Here is a 19867-nt window from a genome sequence, read left to right as displayed (position 1 = left end):
GTTCCCGGGGGCTAGCGCCCGCTACTCTCGAATGCCTTCTGCACCAGGCTTTCCACGTCCATGGCGTCGATGTCCGCCGCGGGCTCCGCGGTGGGTCGGCCGTCCTGCGGCGGGATGTCGGTCGGCTCGCCGAAGAACTTCCGGTGCAGGAGGGCGGCGACCTTGGCGGGCGTCGGGTGGTCGAAGACGAGGGTCGTGGCCAGCGGCAGGTCCGTGGCGGCGGTGATCCGGTTGCGGAGTTCGACGGCGGTCAGCGAGTCGAAGCCGAGGTCCAGGAACGGCCGTTCCTCGGGCACGTCGTCCCGGCCGGTGTGGCCGAGCACGCCCGCCACCTGATCCCGCACCAGGTCCAGCAGTGCCTCCAACTGCTGCGTCTCCGGCATTCCGGCCAGCCGCCGGTGCAGCGGCTCGGCAGCGGAGCGTTGTGCCCGCTGCGGTGGGAGGAAGTCGGTCAGCAGCGGCGGAACGGGATTGGCGCGGGCGTAGGCGCGCAGGGTCGTCGCATCGAGGTGCAGGGGGAGCAGGTGCGTGCTGGGAGTCCGGCAGGCCTCGTCGAACAGCCGGAGGCCGTCGTCGGGTTGCAGCGGAACGATGCCTGCCTGCGTCATCCTCGCCAGGTTCACCTCGCTCAGGTCGGTGGACATGCCGCTGGAGACCTGCCACGGCCCCCAGGCCAGGGCGTGCGCGGGCAGACCGAGGTCGCCCCGGTGCTGGGCGAGGGCGTCGAGGAACGCGTTCGCCGCGGCGTAGTTCGCCTGCCCCGGGTTGCCGAAGATCGCCACGGCGGAGGAGAACAGGACGAACACGTCCGGTTCGTACCGCCGCGTGGCCTCGTGCAGGTTCCACGCCGCCGTGACCTTGGGGGCCAGCACTGCCGCCAGGTCGTCTGGCCGGAGGGCGTGCACCGGGGCGTCCCGCAGGACGCCGGCGGTGTGGATGACACCGGTCAGCGGATGTTCATCGGGAATGCCGTCGAGCAACCCGGTGAGGGCCGCCGGATCGGTGAGGTCGCAGGTGGCGATCTCCGCCTCGGCGCCGAGCGCGGCCAGGTCGGCGAGGAGCTGCTCGGCGCCGGAGGCGGCCGGTCCCTGGCGGCTGACCAGCAGCAGCGGCCCCCGGTGCGCCGCCGCTAGGTGGCGGGCGACGAGGCTGCCCAGAGCACCGGTGCCGCCGGTGATGAGCACGGTGCCGTCCGGGTCGAGTCCGCTAGCGGAGCCGTCATCGGCCGGCTCGGTGGGCGCCAGGCGCTGGGCGAACAGCTCCCCGTCCCGGAGCGCGACCTGCTGTTCCCCGTGGTGCAGCGCGGTTGCGACGGCCCGCCCGATGGTCTCGGGTGCCGCATCCGGATCGTCGACGTCCATCAGCAGGATCCGGTCGGGATGCTCGGTCTGCGCGGGGCGCAGCAGCCCCCACAGCGGCGCGGTGCCGAGGTCCGGTGCTTCGCCGGGGTGGACGGTGACCGCGTTGCGGGTGAGCAGCACGAGCCGCGACCCGGATTCCCGGCCCAGCCAGGCCTGCACGAGGTCGAGGAGCTGCTGGGTCCGGCGGCCCACGAGCGCCGGGATGCCGGCGTCCGGATCCGGGTGATCGCGCTGATCGATCACGACGACGTCGTTGTCGGGCACCGGGTCCTGCCCGGACGCGATCCAGCCCAGGTCCACGGCCTCGGCCTGCTGGGCGAGGGGCCGCCAGACGAGCCGGAACAGGCGGTCGGGGGCGGCCGGGCCCGCGGTGAGGGCCTTCAGGTCGAGCCGCACGGCCGCCACCGGAAGACCGGACTCGGCCACGACGTCGAGTCGCACCTCGGTGGGGCCGTCGTAGCGCCACGCGGCCTGCAAGCCCGCAGTTCCGGCCTGGTGGGCTTCGGCGTCGGCGATCTCGTCGTAGAAGTCCTGGAGATCGACCGGCGCGGGGTCCGCCCCGGCCGGAGCGGCGCTGCGAAGGCGGCCGGATGCGTGCAGGGTCCAATCGCCGTCCCCGCAGCGCGCGTGGAGGGTCAGCGCGAGGTTGTCGTCGTCGCCTGGCGTGGTGACCAGTTGTAGCGCGGCGCGGTCCTGTGAGTATCCATTGTGGATGGTCAACTCGTCGAGCACGTGCCCTAGCCGGTTGGCTGTGTGCAGCGCCATGTCGAGGACGGCGGTGCCCGTCAGCGGCGCGTCTTGCGTGATCTGTCCCGTGAAGATCGTCTGGCCGGTCTGCGGCACGTCGATGCGCGCGCTGAGTAGCCGATGGCCGGTGCTCTCGAAGCCCAGATCCTCGGCGCGGCTCGACGGCTCCGGCGACGCCCAGAAGTCCCGCCGCTGGAAGGGATAGGTGGGCAGGTCGAGGGTTCGGGCAGGGGCGAGGACCGCGGTCCAGTCGGGGCTGAGTCCGGTGGTGTGGGCGTGGGTGATGGCGGCGAGGTACGCGGTGGTGTCGTCGGTGCCGGGTTCGAGCGTGGCGTGGCCGGGTGTGTCGTGGGTGGTTCGGGCGAGGGTGGTGAGGGTGGTGTCGGGCCCGAGTTCGAGGTGGTGGGTGATGGTGTGGTTCTGGTGGAGCCAGGCGAGCGCGGGCGCGAAGCGGACGGCCTGGCGTGCTTGGCGGGCCCAGTAGGCGGGGGTGGTGATGTCGTTGGTGGGGGTTCCGGTGACGGTGGAGATGACCGGGATCTTCGGTGGGTGGAAGGTCAGGCCGCGGGCGGTCCGTTCCATTTCGGCGATCAGCGGCCCGCAGTGCGGTGAGTGGAAGGCCCTGCTGGTGTGCAGTTCCCGGGTGGTGCGGCCCTGGTTCCGCCAGTGGTCGGCGATGGCCCGCACCGGCTCGGGGTCGCCGGAGACCACTGTGGACCGTGGACTGTTGATGGCGGCGATGGAAACGCCGCTGTCCGGGTCGAGGAGTTCGGGATGTGCCTCGGTGAGTTCTTGCTCGCTGGCGTTGACCCCGGCCATGACGCCGTGGGCAGGGAGGTTCTGCATCAGCCGGGCGCGGGTGGCCAGCAGGCGCGCCGCGTCGGGCAACGTGAGTACGCCGGCGAGGTGGGCGGCGGTGAGTTCGCCGATGGAGTGGCCGATGAGGTGGTCGGGGGTGATGCCGTGGTGTTCGAGCAGTCGGAACAGTGCCACTTGCAGCACGAACAGTGCGGGTTGCGCGACGAGTGTCTGCTCGACCTCGGTGTCTTGGCCGTGGAACACGATGTCGGTGAGCGGCCGGTCCAAGCCGAGCAGCGGGTCCAGGTGTGCGCAGGCTTCGTCCCAGGATCGGGCGAAGACCGGGTACGCCTCGTACAGGCCGCGTCCCATGCCGGGACGTTGGCTGCCCTGGCCGGACAACAACATGGCCACAGCGGGCTCGTCTACCGCGATACCCCGTGCTACGCCGGGGTGTTCTCCGGAATGAGCCAGATTCTTCAGGCCTGCCAACAGTTCCTCGTGATCGCTGCCGAAGACCGCGGCGCGGTGTGCGAAGGCGGTCCGCGCGGTGGCCAGCGACCACGCCACCTCGGCGGGCGACCAGTCCGGGTTCTCCATCAGCCGTGAGTGCAGTCGCTCTGCTTGTGCTTCAAGAGATTCCGGATTCCTTGCGGAGATGACCCATGGCACGAGCGCGCCGCCAGGATCCGCAGTCGCCGTGCGCTCCGCGACCTGGGACGGCTGTTCGAGGATGAGGTGGGCGTTGGTGCCGGAGACGCCGAAGGCGGAGACGGCGGCGCGGCGTGGCCGGTCGTTTTCAGGCCAGGGCTGGGGTTCGGTGAGTAGTGCGAGTGTGCCGCTGGTCCAGTCGATGTGCGGTGAGGGTTCGTCGGCGTGCAACGTTGCGGGCAGTTCTTCGTGGTTGAGCGCCTGCACCGTCTTGATGACGCCAGCGACGCCTGCGGCGGCCTGGGCGTGGCCGATGTTGGACTTCAACGACCCCAGCAGCAGGGGATTCTCGGCGGTGTGGTGCCGGCCGTAGGTCTCCAGCAGTGCTTGGGCTTCGATGGGATCGCCCAACGACGTCCCGGTGCCGTGGGCTTCGACGGCGTCGACATCGGCCGGGGTGAGTCCGGAGTTGGCCAGCGCTTGCAGGATCACGCGTTCCTGCGACGGCCCGTTGGGCGCGGTCAGACCGTTGCTGGCGCCGTCCTGGTTCACCGCGCTACCGCGAACCACCGCGAGCACGCGATGCCCGTTGCGCTCGGCGTCGGAGAGCCGTTCCAGCACGACCACCCCGACGCCCTCGGACCAGCTGGTGCCGTCCGCCGAGGCCGAGAACGCCTTGCAGCGGCCGTCCTGCGCCAGCCCGCGCTGGCGGCTGAACTCGATGAACACGTCCGGCGTGGCCATGATGCTCGCGCCTCCGGCGAGCGCCAGGCTCGACTCGCCGGAGCGCAGCGACTGGCACGCCAGGTGGATCGCCACCAGCGACGACGAGCACGCGGTGTCCACGGTCACCGCCGGGCCTTCCAGCCCCAGGATGTACGCGACGCGGCCGGACAGGACGCTGGCCGTGGTGCCGGTGCCGACGAACGGTTCCAGCTCGCCCGGCGTCGGCTTGCGCCGCAGCACCGCCGCGTAGTCCTGGCCGTTCGTTCCCGCGAAGACGCCGGTCGGTGTGCTCCGCAGCGTCGCCGGGTCGATTCCCGCGCGCTCCAACGCCTCCCAGGAGGTCTCCAGCAGCAGCCGCTGCTGCGGGTCCATCGCCAGCGCTTCCCGCGGGCTGATGCTGAAGAACTCCGGGTCGAACGCCGCCGCGTCGTGCAGGAATCCGCCGCTGCGGACGTAGGTCCTGCCGACGGCGTCCGGGTCGGGGTCGAAGATCCCGGCGAGGTCCCAGCCGCGGTTCGCCGGGAACGCCGTGATCGCGTCGGTCCGGGAGCCGACCAGGTCCCACAACGCCTCCGGCGAATCCACGCCGCCGGGCAACCGGCACGCCATGCCCACGATCGCGATGGCCTCGCCCGCGGCCGCCTGCGCGGCAACGGGTGCGGCGGCAGGCGCCCCGGGCATGAGCCGGCCGAGGACGTGGTCGGCGAGGGCCGCGAGCGTCGGGTGGTCGAAGGCAAGCGTCGCCGACAACCGCAACCCGGTGCTCTTGGCGAGGCGGTTGCGCAACTGGACGGCGGTGAGCGACTCGAAGCCGAGCTCCTGCAGCGGCCGGCTCGCCGGGACCGCCGCCGGATCGGCATGCCCCAGCACGGCGGCGACCTCGCCGCGCACCAGCTCCACCACGGCCCGGCGTCGTTCCTTCCCCGGAAGCCCGGCGATCCGCTCGCGCAGCGCGGCGTGCGGCTCGTCGGAGCTTGCGACTGTGTCGTGACCGGTTTCGGCGAGGCCGGCGAAGCAGCGGGACGGGTTCGACGCGACGAACCGGTTCCAGTCGACGTCGGCGACGGCGACGACGTGGTCGTCGTTGCCGATGGCCTGCCGCAACGAGGCGATGGCCAGCTCCGGGGACATTCCGAGCAGACCCCGCCGCCGGGCGGCCTCGGCGTCGTCCGAGTCGTCCCACGGGCCCCACTCGACCAAGACCGCGCGCAGCCCGGCGGCCCTGCGCCGACGCACGAGCGCGTCGGCCCAGGCGCTGGTCGCGGCCCCGGCCGCGTAGCCCTCGGCGCCCCAGGCGTCGGTCACGGCGGAGAGGACGACCAGCGTCTCGATCCGTCCGTTGACGAGCAGTTCGTCGAGTTGGGCGAGCTCGGTGACCGCCCGCCGCACCGCCGCTTCGACGTCCGCCGCGTCCGTGGTGGCCAGGAGCCCGGTGGCCGTTTCACCGGGAACGATGTGGAACACAGTGCGCCCGGGGTCCGGGGCCGTGTCGATGCCGTGCTCGCCCAGCAGCCCGGTCAGGCGATCCACGCCGGGCGAAGCCCCGGTCAGCAGGACGGCTTCGTCGGGCTGCCAGGGGGAATCGGTCGTTGCGGTGACCCGGGCCAGCCGCGCGACGTGGGCGCCTGCCGACCGGATCGCGACCTGGTCCTCCGCGCCGTCGGCGAGGATCGCGGCGAGGGACGCGGCGGCCCGGCGGTCAGGGCGGAGCGGCAGGTCGACCAGCCCGCCCCAGCGGTCCGGGTGTTCGAGCGCGATCACCCGGCCCAGACCCCACAGCGCCGCGAGCTCGGGGTCGGGCAGATCGTCGTGCTCGTCGACCCCGACCGCGCCGCGCGTCAGACACCACAACGGGGCCGTGACGCCTGCGTCGCCGAGCGCCTGGACGAGCGTGATCGTGGCGGCGACCGTGCCGGGCAGCGCGACGATGCCGGTCGGAGCTTCGTCCCGGAGAAGGTCGGCCAACTCGCCCCGGGAGGGCTGATCGTCGATCAGGATCGGGCGCGTCTCGGCCCCGGACATGGCCTGCGCGACGGTGTCGAGCACGCCCCGGTCGGTGTCGGGTGCGCTGATGATCAGCCAAATCCCCTGCAACGCAGGGGGATTCTCCGGCGTGGTGGCCGGATGCCATTGGACCTCGTAGCGCCACGAGTTCAACGTGACTGCGTCGCGCCGACGGCGTCGCCACGCTGACAAGGCGGGCAGGACCTCGTGCAGCGGGGTCTCGGGGGCGATGTCGAGGGCCTTCGCGACCGCGCCGGGGTCGTTGTCCTCCACTGCGGTCCAGAAACCGGCATCGGAGCCGGTCTCGGCGCCGTGGTCGTCCGGCGCGTTGAGCCAGAAGGACTGGCGCTGGAAGGCGTAGGTGGGCAGGTCGACGGTCCGGGCCGGGGCGAGGACCGTGGGCCAGTGCGGCGAGAGGCCGGTGGTGTGGGCGTGGGTGAGTGCGCCGAGGTAGCCGGCGGCACCGTCGGCACCGGGTTGCTGCGTGGGGAGGCTAGGCGTCTCGTCGTGGCTGGTCAGGGCATGGGTGGTGAGGGTGGTGTCGGGCCCGAGTTCGAGGTGGTGGGTGATGGTGTGGTTCTGGTGGAGCCAGGCGAGGGCGGGTGCGAAGCGCACGGGCTGGCGTGCTTGGCGGGCCCAGTAGGCGGGGGTGGTGATGTCGTTGGTGGGGGTTCCGGTGACGGTGGAGATGATCGGGATCTTCGGTGGGTGGTAGGTCAGCTGGTCGGCGGTGTGTTCTAGTTCGTCGAGGATCTGGTCGCAGTGGGGTGAGTGGAAGGCCCGGCTGGTGTGCAGCTCTCGGGCGGTGCGCCCCCGGTTTCGCCAGTGCTCGGCGATGGCGCGCACGGGGTCGGCGTCGCCCGAGACCACTGTGGACTGCGGACTGTTGATCGCGGCGATGGAAACGCCGCTCTGCGGGTCCAGGAGCTCGGGATGAGCGTCGGTGAGCTCGTGTTCGCTGGCGTTGATGCCGGCCATGACGCCGTGTGTGGGGAGGTTTTGCATCAGGCGGGCGCGGGTGGCCAGCAAGACGGTCGCGTCTGCCAGGGTGAGTATTCCGGCGAGGTGGGCGGCGGTGAGTTCGCCGATGGAGTGGCCGACGAGGTGGTCGGGGGTGATGCCGTGGTGTTCGAGTAGCCGGAAAAGCGCGACTTGCAGTGCGAACAGCGCAGGTTGTGCGATCAGTGTGTCCGCCACTTCGTCGGGCTTGCCGTGGAAGACGATGTCGGTGAGCGGCTGGTCCAGTCCGAGCAGCGGGTCCAGATGCGCGCAGGCTTCGTCCCAGGCTTGCGCGAATACGGGGTACGCCTCGTGCAGGCCGCGTCCCATGCCGGGGCGCTGGCTGCCCTGCCCGGACAGCAGCATCGCCACACCCGGATCGCCTGCTGCGACGCCTCTTGCCACGAACGCGCTTTCCCCGGCGCGGGCGAGGGTTTCCAGTCCTGCCAGCAGTTCCTCGCGGTCGGAGCCCAGGATCGCGGCGCGGTGTTCGAAGGTGGCTCGGGTGGTGGTCAGTGACCAGGCCACTTCGGTGGGCGTCCAGTCGTGCCGGTCGCGGAGCTGGGTGTGCAGCCGTTGTGCTTGTGCTGTCAGGGCGTCTGGTGTTTTTGCGGAGATCATCCACGGCACGATCGCCGGGACAGAATCGTCCTGTGTGGACTCGTTTGGTGGTGCTTGTTCGAGGATGAGGTGTGCGTTGGTGCCGGAGACGCCGAAGGAGGAGACGGCGGCGCGGTGTGGCCGGTCGGCCTCGGGCCAGGGCTGGGGTTCGGTGAGTAGTGCGAGTGTGCCGCTGGTCCAGTCGATGTGGGTCGAGGGTTCGTCGGCGTGGAGTGTGGCGGGCAGTTCGTGGTGCTGGAGGGCTTGGATCATCTTGATGACGCCTGCGACGCCTGCTGCTGCTTGGGTGTGGCCGATGTTGGATTTCAGCGATCCCAGCCACAGGGGGCGTTCGGTGGTGTGGTGCTGGCCGTAGGTTGCCAGCAGCGCCTGGGCTTCGATGGGGTCGCCCAGCGATGTGCCGGTTCCGTGGGCTTCGACGGCGTCGACATCGGCGGGCGTGAGGCCGGCGTTGTTGAGCGCTTCCAGGATGACGCGTTCCTGCGAGGGCCCGTTGGGTGCGGTAAGCCCGTTGCTGGCGCCGTCTTGGTTGACGGCACTTCCCCTGATCACGGCAAGGATGCGGTGACCGTTGCGCTGCGCGTCGGACAGCCGTTCCAGCACGACGATACCGACGCCTTCGGCCCAGCTCGTTCCGTCGGCGTCGGCGGAGAACGCCTTGCAGCGGCCGTCCTGCGCGAGCCCGCGCTGGCGGCTGAACTCGATGAACGGGGTGGGCGTGGCCATGACGCTGGCGCCCCCGGCCAGCGCCAAGCTCGACTCCCCGGACCGCAGTGATTGGCAAGCGAGGTGCATCGCCACCAGCGATGACGAGCAGGCGGTGTCCACCGTGACCGCCGGGCCTTCCAGGCCGAAGGTGTAGGACACCCGGCCCGAGGCGATGCTGCCCGCGCTGCCGTTGCCGAGGTAGCCCTCGAACTCCGGGAGCACCCGGCCGGCGAGCCGCCCCGCGTAATCCTGGTAGATCACGCCGGTGAACACCCCGGTCCGGCTACCCGGCAGCGACGCAGGGTTGATGCGCGCGTGTTCCAGCGCTTCCCACGACGTTTCCAGCAGCAGCCGCTGCTGCGGGTCGATCGTCGCGGCTTCCCGGGGGCTGATGCCGAAGAACGCGGCGTCGAACTCGTCGGCCTCGTGCAGGAATCCGCCGCGCCGGGCGTAGCTGGTGCCCAGATTGTCGGGGTCGGAGCTGAAGAGCGTGGCGAGGTTCCAGCCCCGGTTGGTGGGGAAGCCGGTGATGGCGTCCGCGTTACCGGCGAGGAGTCGCCACAGCTCGTCCGGCGAGTGGACACCGCCGGGCAGGCGGCACGCCATGCCGACGATGGCGATGGGCTCGTCGGACGCCGAAGCACGAGCCGGGGTGGCGACCTGCTGCGCTCGGGGGAGGAGCCGCTGGTGGAGGTGGGCGGCGAGCGCTTCGGGCGTGGGGTGGTCGAAGGCCAGCGTGGTGGGCAGCCGCAGGCCGGTCGCCGCGGCGAGCCGGTTGCGCAGTTCGACCGAGGTGAGCGAATCGAACCCGAGGTCCAGGAACACGCGGCCGGCCGGAATCGACTCGGCCCCGGAATGTCCGAGAACGGCGGCGGCTTCGCGCCGGACCACCTGCAGGAGGGCCTGCTCGCGCTGGTTCTCGTCGAGGCCGTCGAGGAGCTGTTCCGAGGTCCGGTTCGGACGCCGTTCGGCGGCCTGCCGAGGTTTGAGATCGCCGAGAATCGCCGGTGCGTTCCGAAGCCGCGACGTGTCGAGGCGCAGCGGCACGAGCAACGGCGCCGGTCGCCTGCAGGCGGCGTCGAAGGCAGCCACGCCGGCGTCCGGATCGAAGGGCAGGGCGCCGATGCCCGTCATGCGCTGTTGGTCGGCATGCGTGAGGTGCTGGGTCATGCCGTCGCTGGTGTTCCAGGGGCCCCAGGCCAGCGAGTGCGCGGGGAGCCCATGGGTGTGGCGGTGTTGGGCGAGTGCGTCGAGGAATGTGTTGGCGGCGGCGTAGTTGGCTTGGCCGGGGTTGCCGAAGATTCCTGCCGCTGACGAGTAGAGGACGAAGAAGCCGAGATCGTGGTGCCGCGTGGCGAGGTGGAGGTTCCAGGCGGAGTCCACTTTGGATTCGACAACGGTGGACAGCTGCTCCGCGGTGAGGGCGTGCAGCGGCGCGTCGCGGAGTACGCCGGCGGTGTGGACGACGCCGGTCAGCGGGCGCTCGGCGGGGATGTCGTCGACCAGTGCGGAGAGCTGGTGCGGGTCGGTGGCGTCGCAGGGGGCGATGGTGACCCGGGAGCCGAGCTCGTCGCGCAAGGCGTCGGCGTTGGGTGCGGCCGGTCCTTGGCGGCCGGCCAGGAGGAGGTGGCAGTCGGGGTGTTGCGCGGCGAGATGCCGGGCGAGAACGCTGCCCAGCGCGCCGGTGCCGCCGGTGATCAGGATGGTGCCGCGCGGATCGGGCGCCGCGGGCACGGTGAGCACGAGCTTGCCGGTGTGACGCGCGTTGGCGAGGTAGCGGAACGCTTCCGGGGCCTGCCGGATGTCCCACGCCGTGACCGGCAGCGCGGTGAGCCGTTCGCGCTCGAAGAGGCCGGTGAGATCGGTCAGCATGCCCTGCTGGTGAGCGGGATCGATCTCGGAGAGGTCGAAGGCGTGGAAGTGCAACCCGGGATGGTCGCCGGGGTCGCGGAGGTCGGTCTTGCCGAGTTCGATGAAGTGCCCGCCCTCGTTGAGCAGGTCGAGCGAGGCGTCGAGGAGTTCCCCGGTGAGCGAGTTCAGGACGATGTCGACCGAGGGGAACTGCGTTGCGAAGTCCGAGGTGCGGGACGAGGCGATGTGATCGGCGGGGATGCCGAGTTCGCGCAGGAGAGCCCACTTGGTGGGGTGTGCGGTGGCGTAGATGTCGGCGCCGCAGTCCTGGAGGAGCTGGACGGCGGCCATCCCGACCCCGCCCGCGGCGGCGTGCACGAGGACCTTCTGCCCGGGCTGGACGGTCGTGAGGTGGCGAAGGGCGTAGTAGGCGGTCAAGAACACCGCAGGCGTTGCGGCGGCCTGGGCGAACGTCCAGTCCTGCGGTACGTGGGCGAGCAGCCGGTGGTCGGTGATCGCGAGCGGGCCCATCGCGCCGGGCAGGATGCCCCATACCCGGTCGCCGACCCGCAGGCCGGGCACGTCGCCGGCGATCTCGGTGATCACTCCGGCGCCCTCGACGCCGAGCGGCGGGGTGCCGGGGTACATGCCGAGGGTGTTGAGGACGTCGCGGAAGTTGACCCCGACGGCCCGCACCGCGACCCGGACCTGCCCGGCCGCGAGCGGCGCCTGCGCCTCCGGGAACTCCGCGAGGAACAGGTTGTCGATGCTGCCCCGCTCGGACACGTCCAATCGCCACGACATCGAGTCCGGGGCCACCAGCTCGTTCCGCGAGTCGGCGCGGACCAGCCGGGGCACGAACACGGCATCGCCGCGCACCGCGATCTGCGCCTCACCGTGCAGCAAAGCCGCATCGACGGTGCGCCGCAGCTCCTCGTCATCGCCGGAGGAGTCGGTGTCGACGAGCACGAAGCGGTCGGGGTGCTCGTTCTGCGCCACCCGCAGCAGGCCCCACAGCGGCCCCGTGACCAGGTCCGGGACTTCGCCCGGCTGCACCGCCACCGCGCCGCGGGTCACCAGCACCAGGCGCGTTCCGGCGAGGTGCGGTGCCTTCAGCCAGTCCTGCAGCTCCGCCACGACCCGCTGCGATACCTCGCCGACGAGCCGCGCGACGTCGTCATCGGCGGCGAGGCCGCGCTCGTCGAGCATTGCGATGTCCGGAGCCGGCACGCCGGATGCCACGGCATCGCTCAGCGCGGCCACACCCGAGTCGATCAGCGCCCAGCGCGACTGCGGAGCGTCGGTGTCGTCGAACGCCTGCGGCACCCAGTCCAGTCGCAGCAGGCCGTTGTCCTCCGGGACCGCGTTCGACACCCGCCGGAGTGCGAGCGATTCGATGGTGGCGACCGAAAGTCCATCGTGGTCGGCCAGGTCGAGCCGGAACGCGTCGGTCCCGGAGTGCCGGAGGCGGACCCGGAGACCGGTCGTCGCGGTGCCGTGGATGCGCACGCCCGACCACGAGAAGACCAGGCGGGTTCGGCGGTCCTGCGAATCGCCCCCGATCAGCCCGGCGTGCTGCGCGGCGTCGAGGAGCGCGGGGTGGACCGCCCATCCGCCGGTGCCGTGATCGTCGGGGAGCGCGACCTCCGCGTAGATGTCGTCGCCGTCCCGCCAGGCGGTGTGGAGCCCCTGGAAGGTCGGCCCGTAACCGAAACCGTGGTCGGCGAGGCGGTCGTAGAGGTCGCCGACGTCGACCGGCATCGCACCCGTCGGGGGCCAAGCGGCGAGGTCCACCGCGGTGGTGGACGAGTCCTCGGCGATGGCGACGAGTGTGCCGGTGGCGTGGCGCGTCCAGACCTCTTCCGCCCCGGGAGCACGGGAGTAGAGCGCGACGGTTCGCCGACCGTCGTCCTCGGCGGCGATCGCCATGTGGAGCGCGACGTGCCCGTGGTCGGGGAGTTCGAGCGGCGTGTGGAGGGTGAGTTCATCGACGGCGCAACCGAGTTGTGCGGCGGCGTGGAGCGTCATGTCGAGGAACGCGGTGCCGGGGAGCAGGACGTTGCCTTGGACGGCGTGGTCGGCGAGCCAGGGGTAGGTGTCGAGCGAGATCCGTCCGGTAAGCGTGGTTTCGCCTGTGTGGGGCGTGGTGATTCGTGCGGTGAGCAGGGGATGGCCGGTGGTGGCCATGCCGAGCTGTTCCGGGCGTCCCGCCGCCGGCGGGTTGAGCCAGTACCTCTCGTGCTGGAACGCGTAGGTCGGCAGGCCGAGCGTCCGAGCCGGTGGCACGAGCGCGGCCCAGTCGGGGCCGAGTCCGGTGGCGTGGGCGTGGGCGAGTGCGGTGACGTAGCTGGTGGCGTCGTCGGTGCCGGGGTTCAGCGTGGCGTGGCCGGGCGTGTCGTGAGTGGCGCGCGCAAGGGTGGTGAGGGTGGCGTCGGGCCCCAGCTCTAGGTGGTGGGTGATACCGCGGTGCCGGTGCAGCCAGGCGAGGGCGGGCGCGAAGCGGACGGCCTGGCGCACCTGGCGGGCCCAGTAGGCCGGGGTCGTGATGTCGTCGGTGGGGCTTCCGGTGACCGTCGAGATGATCGGGATCTTCGGCGGGTGGAAGGTCAGCCCCCGGGCGGTTCGTTCGAGTTCGCCGAGCAGCGGCTCGCAGTGCGGCGAGTGGAAGGCGCGGCTGGTGTGAAGTTTCCGCACGGTGCGGCCCTGGTTCCGCCAGTGATCGGCGATGGCCCGCACCGGCTCTGGATCACCGGAGACCACTGTGGACTGCGGACCGTTGATCGCGGCGATGGAAACGCCGCTGTTCGGGGCGAGGAGTTCGGGGTGTGCCTCGGTGAGCTCGTGCTCGCTGGCGTTGATCCCGGCCATGACGCCGTGCGCGGGGAGGTTCTGCATCAGCTTGGCCCGCGCAGCCAGCAAGACGGCCGCGTCTGCCAGGGTGAGCACACCGGCGACGTGGGCGGCGGTGAGTTCGCCGACGGAGTGGCCGACGAGGTAGTCGGGGCCGATGCCGTGCTGCTCCAACAGCCGGAACAGCGCCACCTGCAGCACGAACAGCGCGGGCTGCGCGACGAGCGTCTGCTCGACCTCATCGGGCTGCCCGTGGAAGACGATGTCGGTGAGCGGCCGGTCCAAGCCGAGCAGCGGGTCGAGGTGTGCGCAGGCTTCGTCCCAGGCTTGGGCGAAGACCGGATACGCCTCGTACAGGCCGCGTCCCATGCCAGGCCGCTGGCTGCCCTGCCCGGACAACAGCATGGCGACGCCCGGGTTGTCCACCGCAGCGCCGAGCGTCACCGCATCGCTTGTCTCGCCACGGGCGATGGCACCCAGCCCGGACAGCAATTCCTGCCGGTCAGCGCCGATGATCGAGGCGCGGTGCGGGAAGTGGGTGCGGGTCGTGGCCAGCGACCGGGAGACCTCGGCAGGCGTCCACGTGTCCCGGCCGCGGAGGTGGGCGTGCAAGCGTTCTGCCTGCGCTTCAAGGGCCTCTGGCGTTTTCGCCGAGATCACCCACGGCACCACTCCAGCACCGGGGCCAGACTCGCCTACGACGGGTTCGGCGGCACCTCGGGGCGCCTGTTCGAGGATGAGGTGTGCGTTGGTGCCGGAGACGCCGAAGGACGAGACGGCGGCGCGGCGCGGACGCTCGCCTTCAGGCCAGGGCCGGGATTCGGTGAGCAGCGCAAGACTGCCGCTGCTCCAGTCGATATGAGGTGAGGGTTCCTCGGCGTGGAGCGTGGCGGGCAGCTCTTCGTTGTTGAGCGCTTGCACGACTTTGATGACGCCTGCGACACCTGCGGCTGCCTGGGTGTGGCCGATGTTGGACTTCAGCGAGCCCAACCACAGGGGACGTTCGGCGCTGTGGTGCTTGCCGTAGGTCGCCAGTAGCGCTTGCGCTTCGATGGGGTCGCCCAGCGAGGTCCCGGTCCCATGGGCTTCGACGGCGTCGACGTCGGCGGGCGTCAGTCCGGCGTTGGTGAGCGCTTCCTGGATGACACGCACTTGCGATGGTCCGTTGGGCGCGGTGAGGCCGTTGCTGGCGCCGTCTTGGTTGATCGCGCTGCCGCGGATCACGGCGAGGATGTGGTGGTCGTTGCGTTGTGCGTCGGTGAGGCGTTCCAGGACGATGATGCCGGCGCCTTCGGCCCAGCCGGTTCCGTCGGCGTTGGCGGAGAATGCTTTGCAGCGGCCGTCTTTTGCTAGGCCGCGTTGGCGGCTGAATTCGATGAAGATCCCGGGTGATGCCATGACGGTCACTCCGCCTGCGAGGGCGAGTGTTGATTCCCCGGATCGCAGCGACTGGCAGGCGAGGTGCATGGCGACCAGGGAGGACGAGCAGGCGGTGTCGACGGTGACCGCCGGACCCTCCAACCCGAGCGAGTAGGCGACCCGGCCCGACACCACGCTCAGCGCCTTGCCGGTGAGGAAGTAGCCCTCGAAACCCTCCAGCGGTTCGCGCAGCGGCGGCCCGTACTCCGGCAGCACCGTTCCCGCGAACACCCCGGTGCGGCTGCCGCGAAGATCGCCGGGGGCGATGCCGGCGTTCTCGACGGCCTCCCACGAGGTCTCCAGCAGCAGCCGCTGCTGCGGGTCCATCGCCGTCGCCTCGCGCGGGCTGATCCCGAAGAACGCGGCATCGAAAGCCGATGCGTCCCGGAGGAATCCGCCGTGCCGGACGTACGACTTCCCGGCGGCGTCCGCATCCGCGTCGTACAGCTCGTCCACGTCCCAGCCGCGATCGGCGGGGAACTCGGAGATCGCGTCGGTGCCGGTGCGAACCAGCTCCCAGAGCTCGTCCGGGGAGGTGACGCTGCCGGGGAAGCGGCATGCCATGCCCACGATCGCGATCGGCTCGGCCGCGTCGTCCTCCGCTGCGCGCAGCCGGTTGCGCGTGTCGTGCAGCTCAGCGGTGACCCGAGCGAGCAGGTGTCGCATCTGATCGTCGGTGGTCATGCGCAGCAACCTCTTTCTGCCGGTCAGCTGATGCCGAGCTCGCGGTTGATGAATTCGACGAGGTCCTCGTTCGACGCGGATTCGAGCCGCGCGGCGACCCCGTCCGGCTGCGGAGCACCGGGCAGCCAGGAGTCAGCGATCGCCGCCAGCCGCCGCCTGTCCGCTTCGGACATGTCTTGTCCGGACAGCGCGGATTCCAGGCCGTCGAGCGCCGCCGCGATCGAGGGCGCCGGGACGAGGTCGGCGTGCAGCCGCTCGACCAGCGCCTCCGCCGTGGGGTGGTCGAACAGGACGGTGACCGGCAGTGAGAGCCCGGTGATCGAGTTGAGCCGGTTGCGGAACTCCACCGCGGTGATCGAGTCGAAGCCGAGTTCCCTGAACGGCTGACCGGGCGCGATCCGCTGCGGCTCCGAGTGCCGAAGCACGACGGCGGCCAGGGACTGCACGGCCGCCAAGAGGATCTTCCGCTTCTCGCTGCCGGGCGCGGCGGCGAGCCGTGCGGCGAGATCGCTAGGCCGGCCTTCCGCGCCGCCGGCCGGTTCCGCGGACTGCTCGCGCCGGAACAGCACGATCGAGGTCTCGTCGTGATCGAGCGCCTGCTTCAGAGCGCCCGAAACGGGAGCTGCGCCGGGGCTCCAGGTCATCGAGACCGCCGGTAGCCCGTGCTCCCGTCGCCGCCGGGCCACCGAGTCCAACACCTCGCCGACGGCGCTGCCGGTGGTCGAGAGGAGCACGAAGGCGTCGAGATCGTGGCCGCGAGTCAGCTCGTCCAGGTTCAGCGCACCGAGTGGTTCGGCGAGCGGCGACGCCGCGATGTGCAGGACTGTCCGCAGTGGATATTGCTGCGGGATCGAGGAAAGAACTTCGTCCAGACCGGCGCGATCGGCCGGGGCGCAGCGCGCCACGGTCACCTTGGCGCCCCGCTCGGTCAGCGCGGCTTCGAGCTCGATCGGGTCGGGCTGCTCGGGGTCGACGAGCAGCACCAGGTGCTCCGCCCCGCGCCGGGCCAGCCACTCCGCGAGGTGCAGACCGCTCTCGGACGTGCAGTCGGTGACGAGCGCGGTATCGCGCGGGCACCAGTCGCGAACGGGCCGGGCGCTGTCGACCGGCGCGTGGACCAGCCGCCGGGCGAGGAGTCCGGCGTCGCGAAGGGCGAACTCGCCGCCGGGCTGCGACAGGCAGCCGGTCAGATCGGCGGGCGAGAGCTCGTCCGGACCTGCGGGGAGGTCCAACAGGCCGATGCCCGGGCGCTCTCCGACCGCCTCCCGCGTCAGCCCGAGCAGGAGCGCCCGGTGGAGATCGGCCGCAGGTTCGGACGGGCCCGTCGAGGCCGCTCCGCTCGTCAGGAACCACAACGGCGTGCGGATGCCGGCCTGCACCAGCGCATCGGCCGCGGCCGCGTGGCGTGCGGGCTGGGGCCGCTCGGTCAGGGCGAGCAGAGACATGACACCTTCGAAAGTTCCTTGTGAGGCAAGCGCTTCCGGAAGATTCCGTTCGGTCGCTTCATCGATCGTCAGGTGCCGCACGGTCGCGCCGCCAGCGGTCAACGCGTCGGACACGACCTCTTGCCATCGGTGCGCGACATCGGGCGGCGAAACGACCAGCCAGGCCCCGCTGGGGTGCCGGGACGACGTGGGAACGGGATGCCAGGCGACGCGATGCCGAACCTCGTTCAGGCCGTCGTGCTGCGGCCCGTCGAGCCAGTAGCGCTCGCGCTGGAAGGGATAGGTGGGGAGTCCGACGTGCTCGCGGGAGGGCAGGACGGCCTGCCAGGTGATCGGCGCGCCGTGGACCCACAGGTGTGCGGCGTTGGTGAGGAGCGTGTCGGTGTCGGGGCGGTCGCGGTGCAGCGTGCTGGCGGTGACCACGTCCGGCAAGGCGGTGATGTGGTGGGTGAGCGTGGGGTGCGGGCTGGGTTCGAGGTAGACGTGGTGTCCGGTGGTGTGGAGTCGGGTGATGGTGTCGTGGAAGTGCACGGTGGTGGCGAGGTTGGTGTACCAGTAGTCGGCGTCGAGTCCGGTGGTGTCGAATGCTTCGCCGGTGACGGTGGAGTGGAACGGGATTTCGCTGGTTTGCGGGGTGAGTCCGGCGAGTTGTTCCAGTAGCGGTTGCCGGAGGTCTTGGACGTGGTGGCTGTGGGAGGCGTAGTCCACGGGCAAGATCCGCGAGCGCACTCCTTGGTCGGTCAGCGTGTTGTGGAGGCGGTGGATGGCGTCGGTGTCGCCGGAGAGGACGGTGGCGGTGGGGCTGTTGATCGCGGCGACCGAAACGCGTTCCGGGTCGAGATGAGGCCGTAGATCATCGACGGAGAGCGGGACCGACAGCATGCTGCCGTGTCCGGCGAGGTGGGTGCGGATCAGCTGCGACCGCAGGGCGACGATGCGGGCGGCCTGGTCGAGGTCGAGCGCGCCCGCGATGTGCGCGGCGGCGATTTCTCCTTGGGAGTGGCCGACGACGGCGGCGGGCTGAACCCCGAGTTCCTGCCACGTCCGGGCCAGGGACACCATGACGGCGAACAGCGCCGGTTGGACGATGTCGACGCGGTCCAGCGCGGATCCGTTGCGCAGCAGGCCGGCGACCGACCAGTCCTGGTACGCCGATAGCGCTTGGTCGCATTCGGCCAAGGCTGCGGAGAAGACGGGGTTGGTGTCGAGCAGCTGGCGGCCCATGCCGGGCCATTGGCCGCCCTGACCGGGGAAGATCATGACGATCCGGCCGGCGTCCTGGGCCGGGGGCTGCGTGCGCCGGATGATGCCCGATGCCTCGGTGCCACTGGCGAGATCGCGCAGGTGTTGCAGCAGGTCGTGTCGATCCTTGCCGAGGAGCACGGCGCGGTGCGCGAAGCCGCTGCGCTTGCTCAGAGCCGCCCCGGCATCCACGGGCGTCCAGTCCTCGCTCGCGGACAGACGCTCATGCAGCCGCCCCGCGAATGCCTCAAGCGCCTCCGGCGTCTTCCCGGAGATCACCCACGGCACCGGCTCGTCCCCAGCTCCAGAAGCACGATCCACAACCACGATCTCCGCACGCGAGTTGTCCTGTGTGGACTCGGTATCGCGAGTCGGCAGTTCGAGGACGAGATGCGAGTTGGTGCCGGAGACACCGAAGGACGACACGGCGGCCCGGCGCGGCCGGTCGACATCCGGCCACGGCCGGGATTCGGTGAGCAGCGCGAGCGCACCGCTGCTCCAGTCGACGTGCGGCGACAGCGCCTCGGCGTGCAGCGATGCGGGCAACTCGCCGTGCCGGAGGGCCTGGACCATCTTGATGACGCCGCCGACCCCGGCCGCGGCCTGGGTATGGCCGACGTTGGACTTCAGCGACCCCAACCACAGCGGGCGTTCGGCGGTCCGGTGCTTCCCGTAGGTCGCCAGCAGCGCTTGGGCCTCGATCGGATCCCCCAGCGAAGTGCCGGTGCCGTGGGCTTCGACGGCATCGACATCGGCGGTCCCCAACCCCGCGGCCGCCAGCGCCTTCAAGATCACCCGCTGCTGCGAGGACCCGTTGGGCGCGGTCAACCCGTTGCTCGCACCGTCCTGGTTGACCGCACTGCTCCGGATCACCGCCAGCACGGGGTGGCCGTTGCGCTCGGCCTCCGAGAGCCGCTCCAGCACCACGACTCCGACGCCTTCGGCCCAGCTGGTGCCGTCCGCCGCCGCGGCGAACGGCTTGCACCGCCCGTCCGGGGACAGGGCGCGCTGCCTGCTGAACTCCACGAACATGGTGGGCGTCGCCATGAGAGTGGCGCCACCCGCCAACGCGAGCGTCGACTCACCGGCCCGCAGCGACTGGCAGGCGAGGTGGATCGCCACCAGCGACGACGAGCAGGCGGTGTCCACGGTGACCGCCGGCCCCTCCAGCCCGAGCGTGTAGGACACGCGGCCGGACGCCACGCTGCCCGCGCTGCCGTGGCCCACGTACCCCTCGAACTCGGCCGGGATGCGCGGCGCCAGCCGCGACCCGTAGTCCTGGTACATGACGCCGGTGAACACGCCGGTCGGGCTGCCGTCCAGCGACAGGGGATCGATGCCCGCGTGTTCGAGCGCCTCCCAGGAGGTTTCCAGCAACAGCCGCTGCTGCGGATCGATGGCCGGGGCTTCGCGCGGGCTGATGCCGAAGAACGCGGCGTCGAATTCCGCTGCGTCGTGCAGGAATCCGCCTTCCCGGACGTAGCTCGTCCCGCGGTGCTCCGGGTCCGGGTGGTACAGCGCGTCGAGGTTCCAGCCGCGGTCGGCGGGAAAACCTGAGATCGCGTCCCGGTCGGCCGCCACGAGCTCCCACAACTGCGCGGGCGAGGCGACGCCGCCCGGGAACCGGCACCCCATCCCGACGATGGCGATCGGCTCGGGGAGCGCGCTCAACCGCTGCCGCGCCTGCCGCAGCTCGGCGGTGACGCGCTTGAGGTAGCTGCGGAGCTTCTCCTCGTTCGCCATCGAGATGTCCTCCTCCTT

1 protein-coding gene and 1 pseudogene are annotated in these 19867 nt (G+C 71.1%); both read right to left on the bottom strand.

What is annotated here, in order from left to right; genetic code table 11:
* Positions 1-11: 11 nt before the first annotated feature.
* Complete coding sequence (locus AC07EQ_RS01615) at positions 12-15419, bottom strand: SDR family NAD(P)-dependent oxidoreductase (RefSeq protein ID WP_478385999.1); 15408 nt, start codon at positions 15417-15419, stop codon at positions 12-14.
* A gap of 23 nt (positions 15420-15442) precedes the next feature.
* Positions 15443-19837 (bottom strand): annotated as a pseudogene (locus tag AC07EQ_RS01610) (type I polyketide synthase); the annotation flags it as partial.
* Positions 19838-19867 lie beyond the last annotated feature (30 nt).

This window comes from Saccharopolyspora sp. NPDC045839, assembly GCF_056431645.1.
This window is presented reverse-complemented; position numbering and strand designations above follow the sequence as displayed.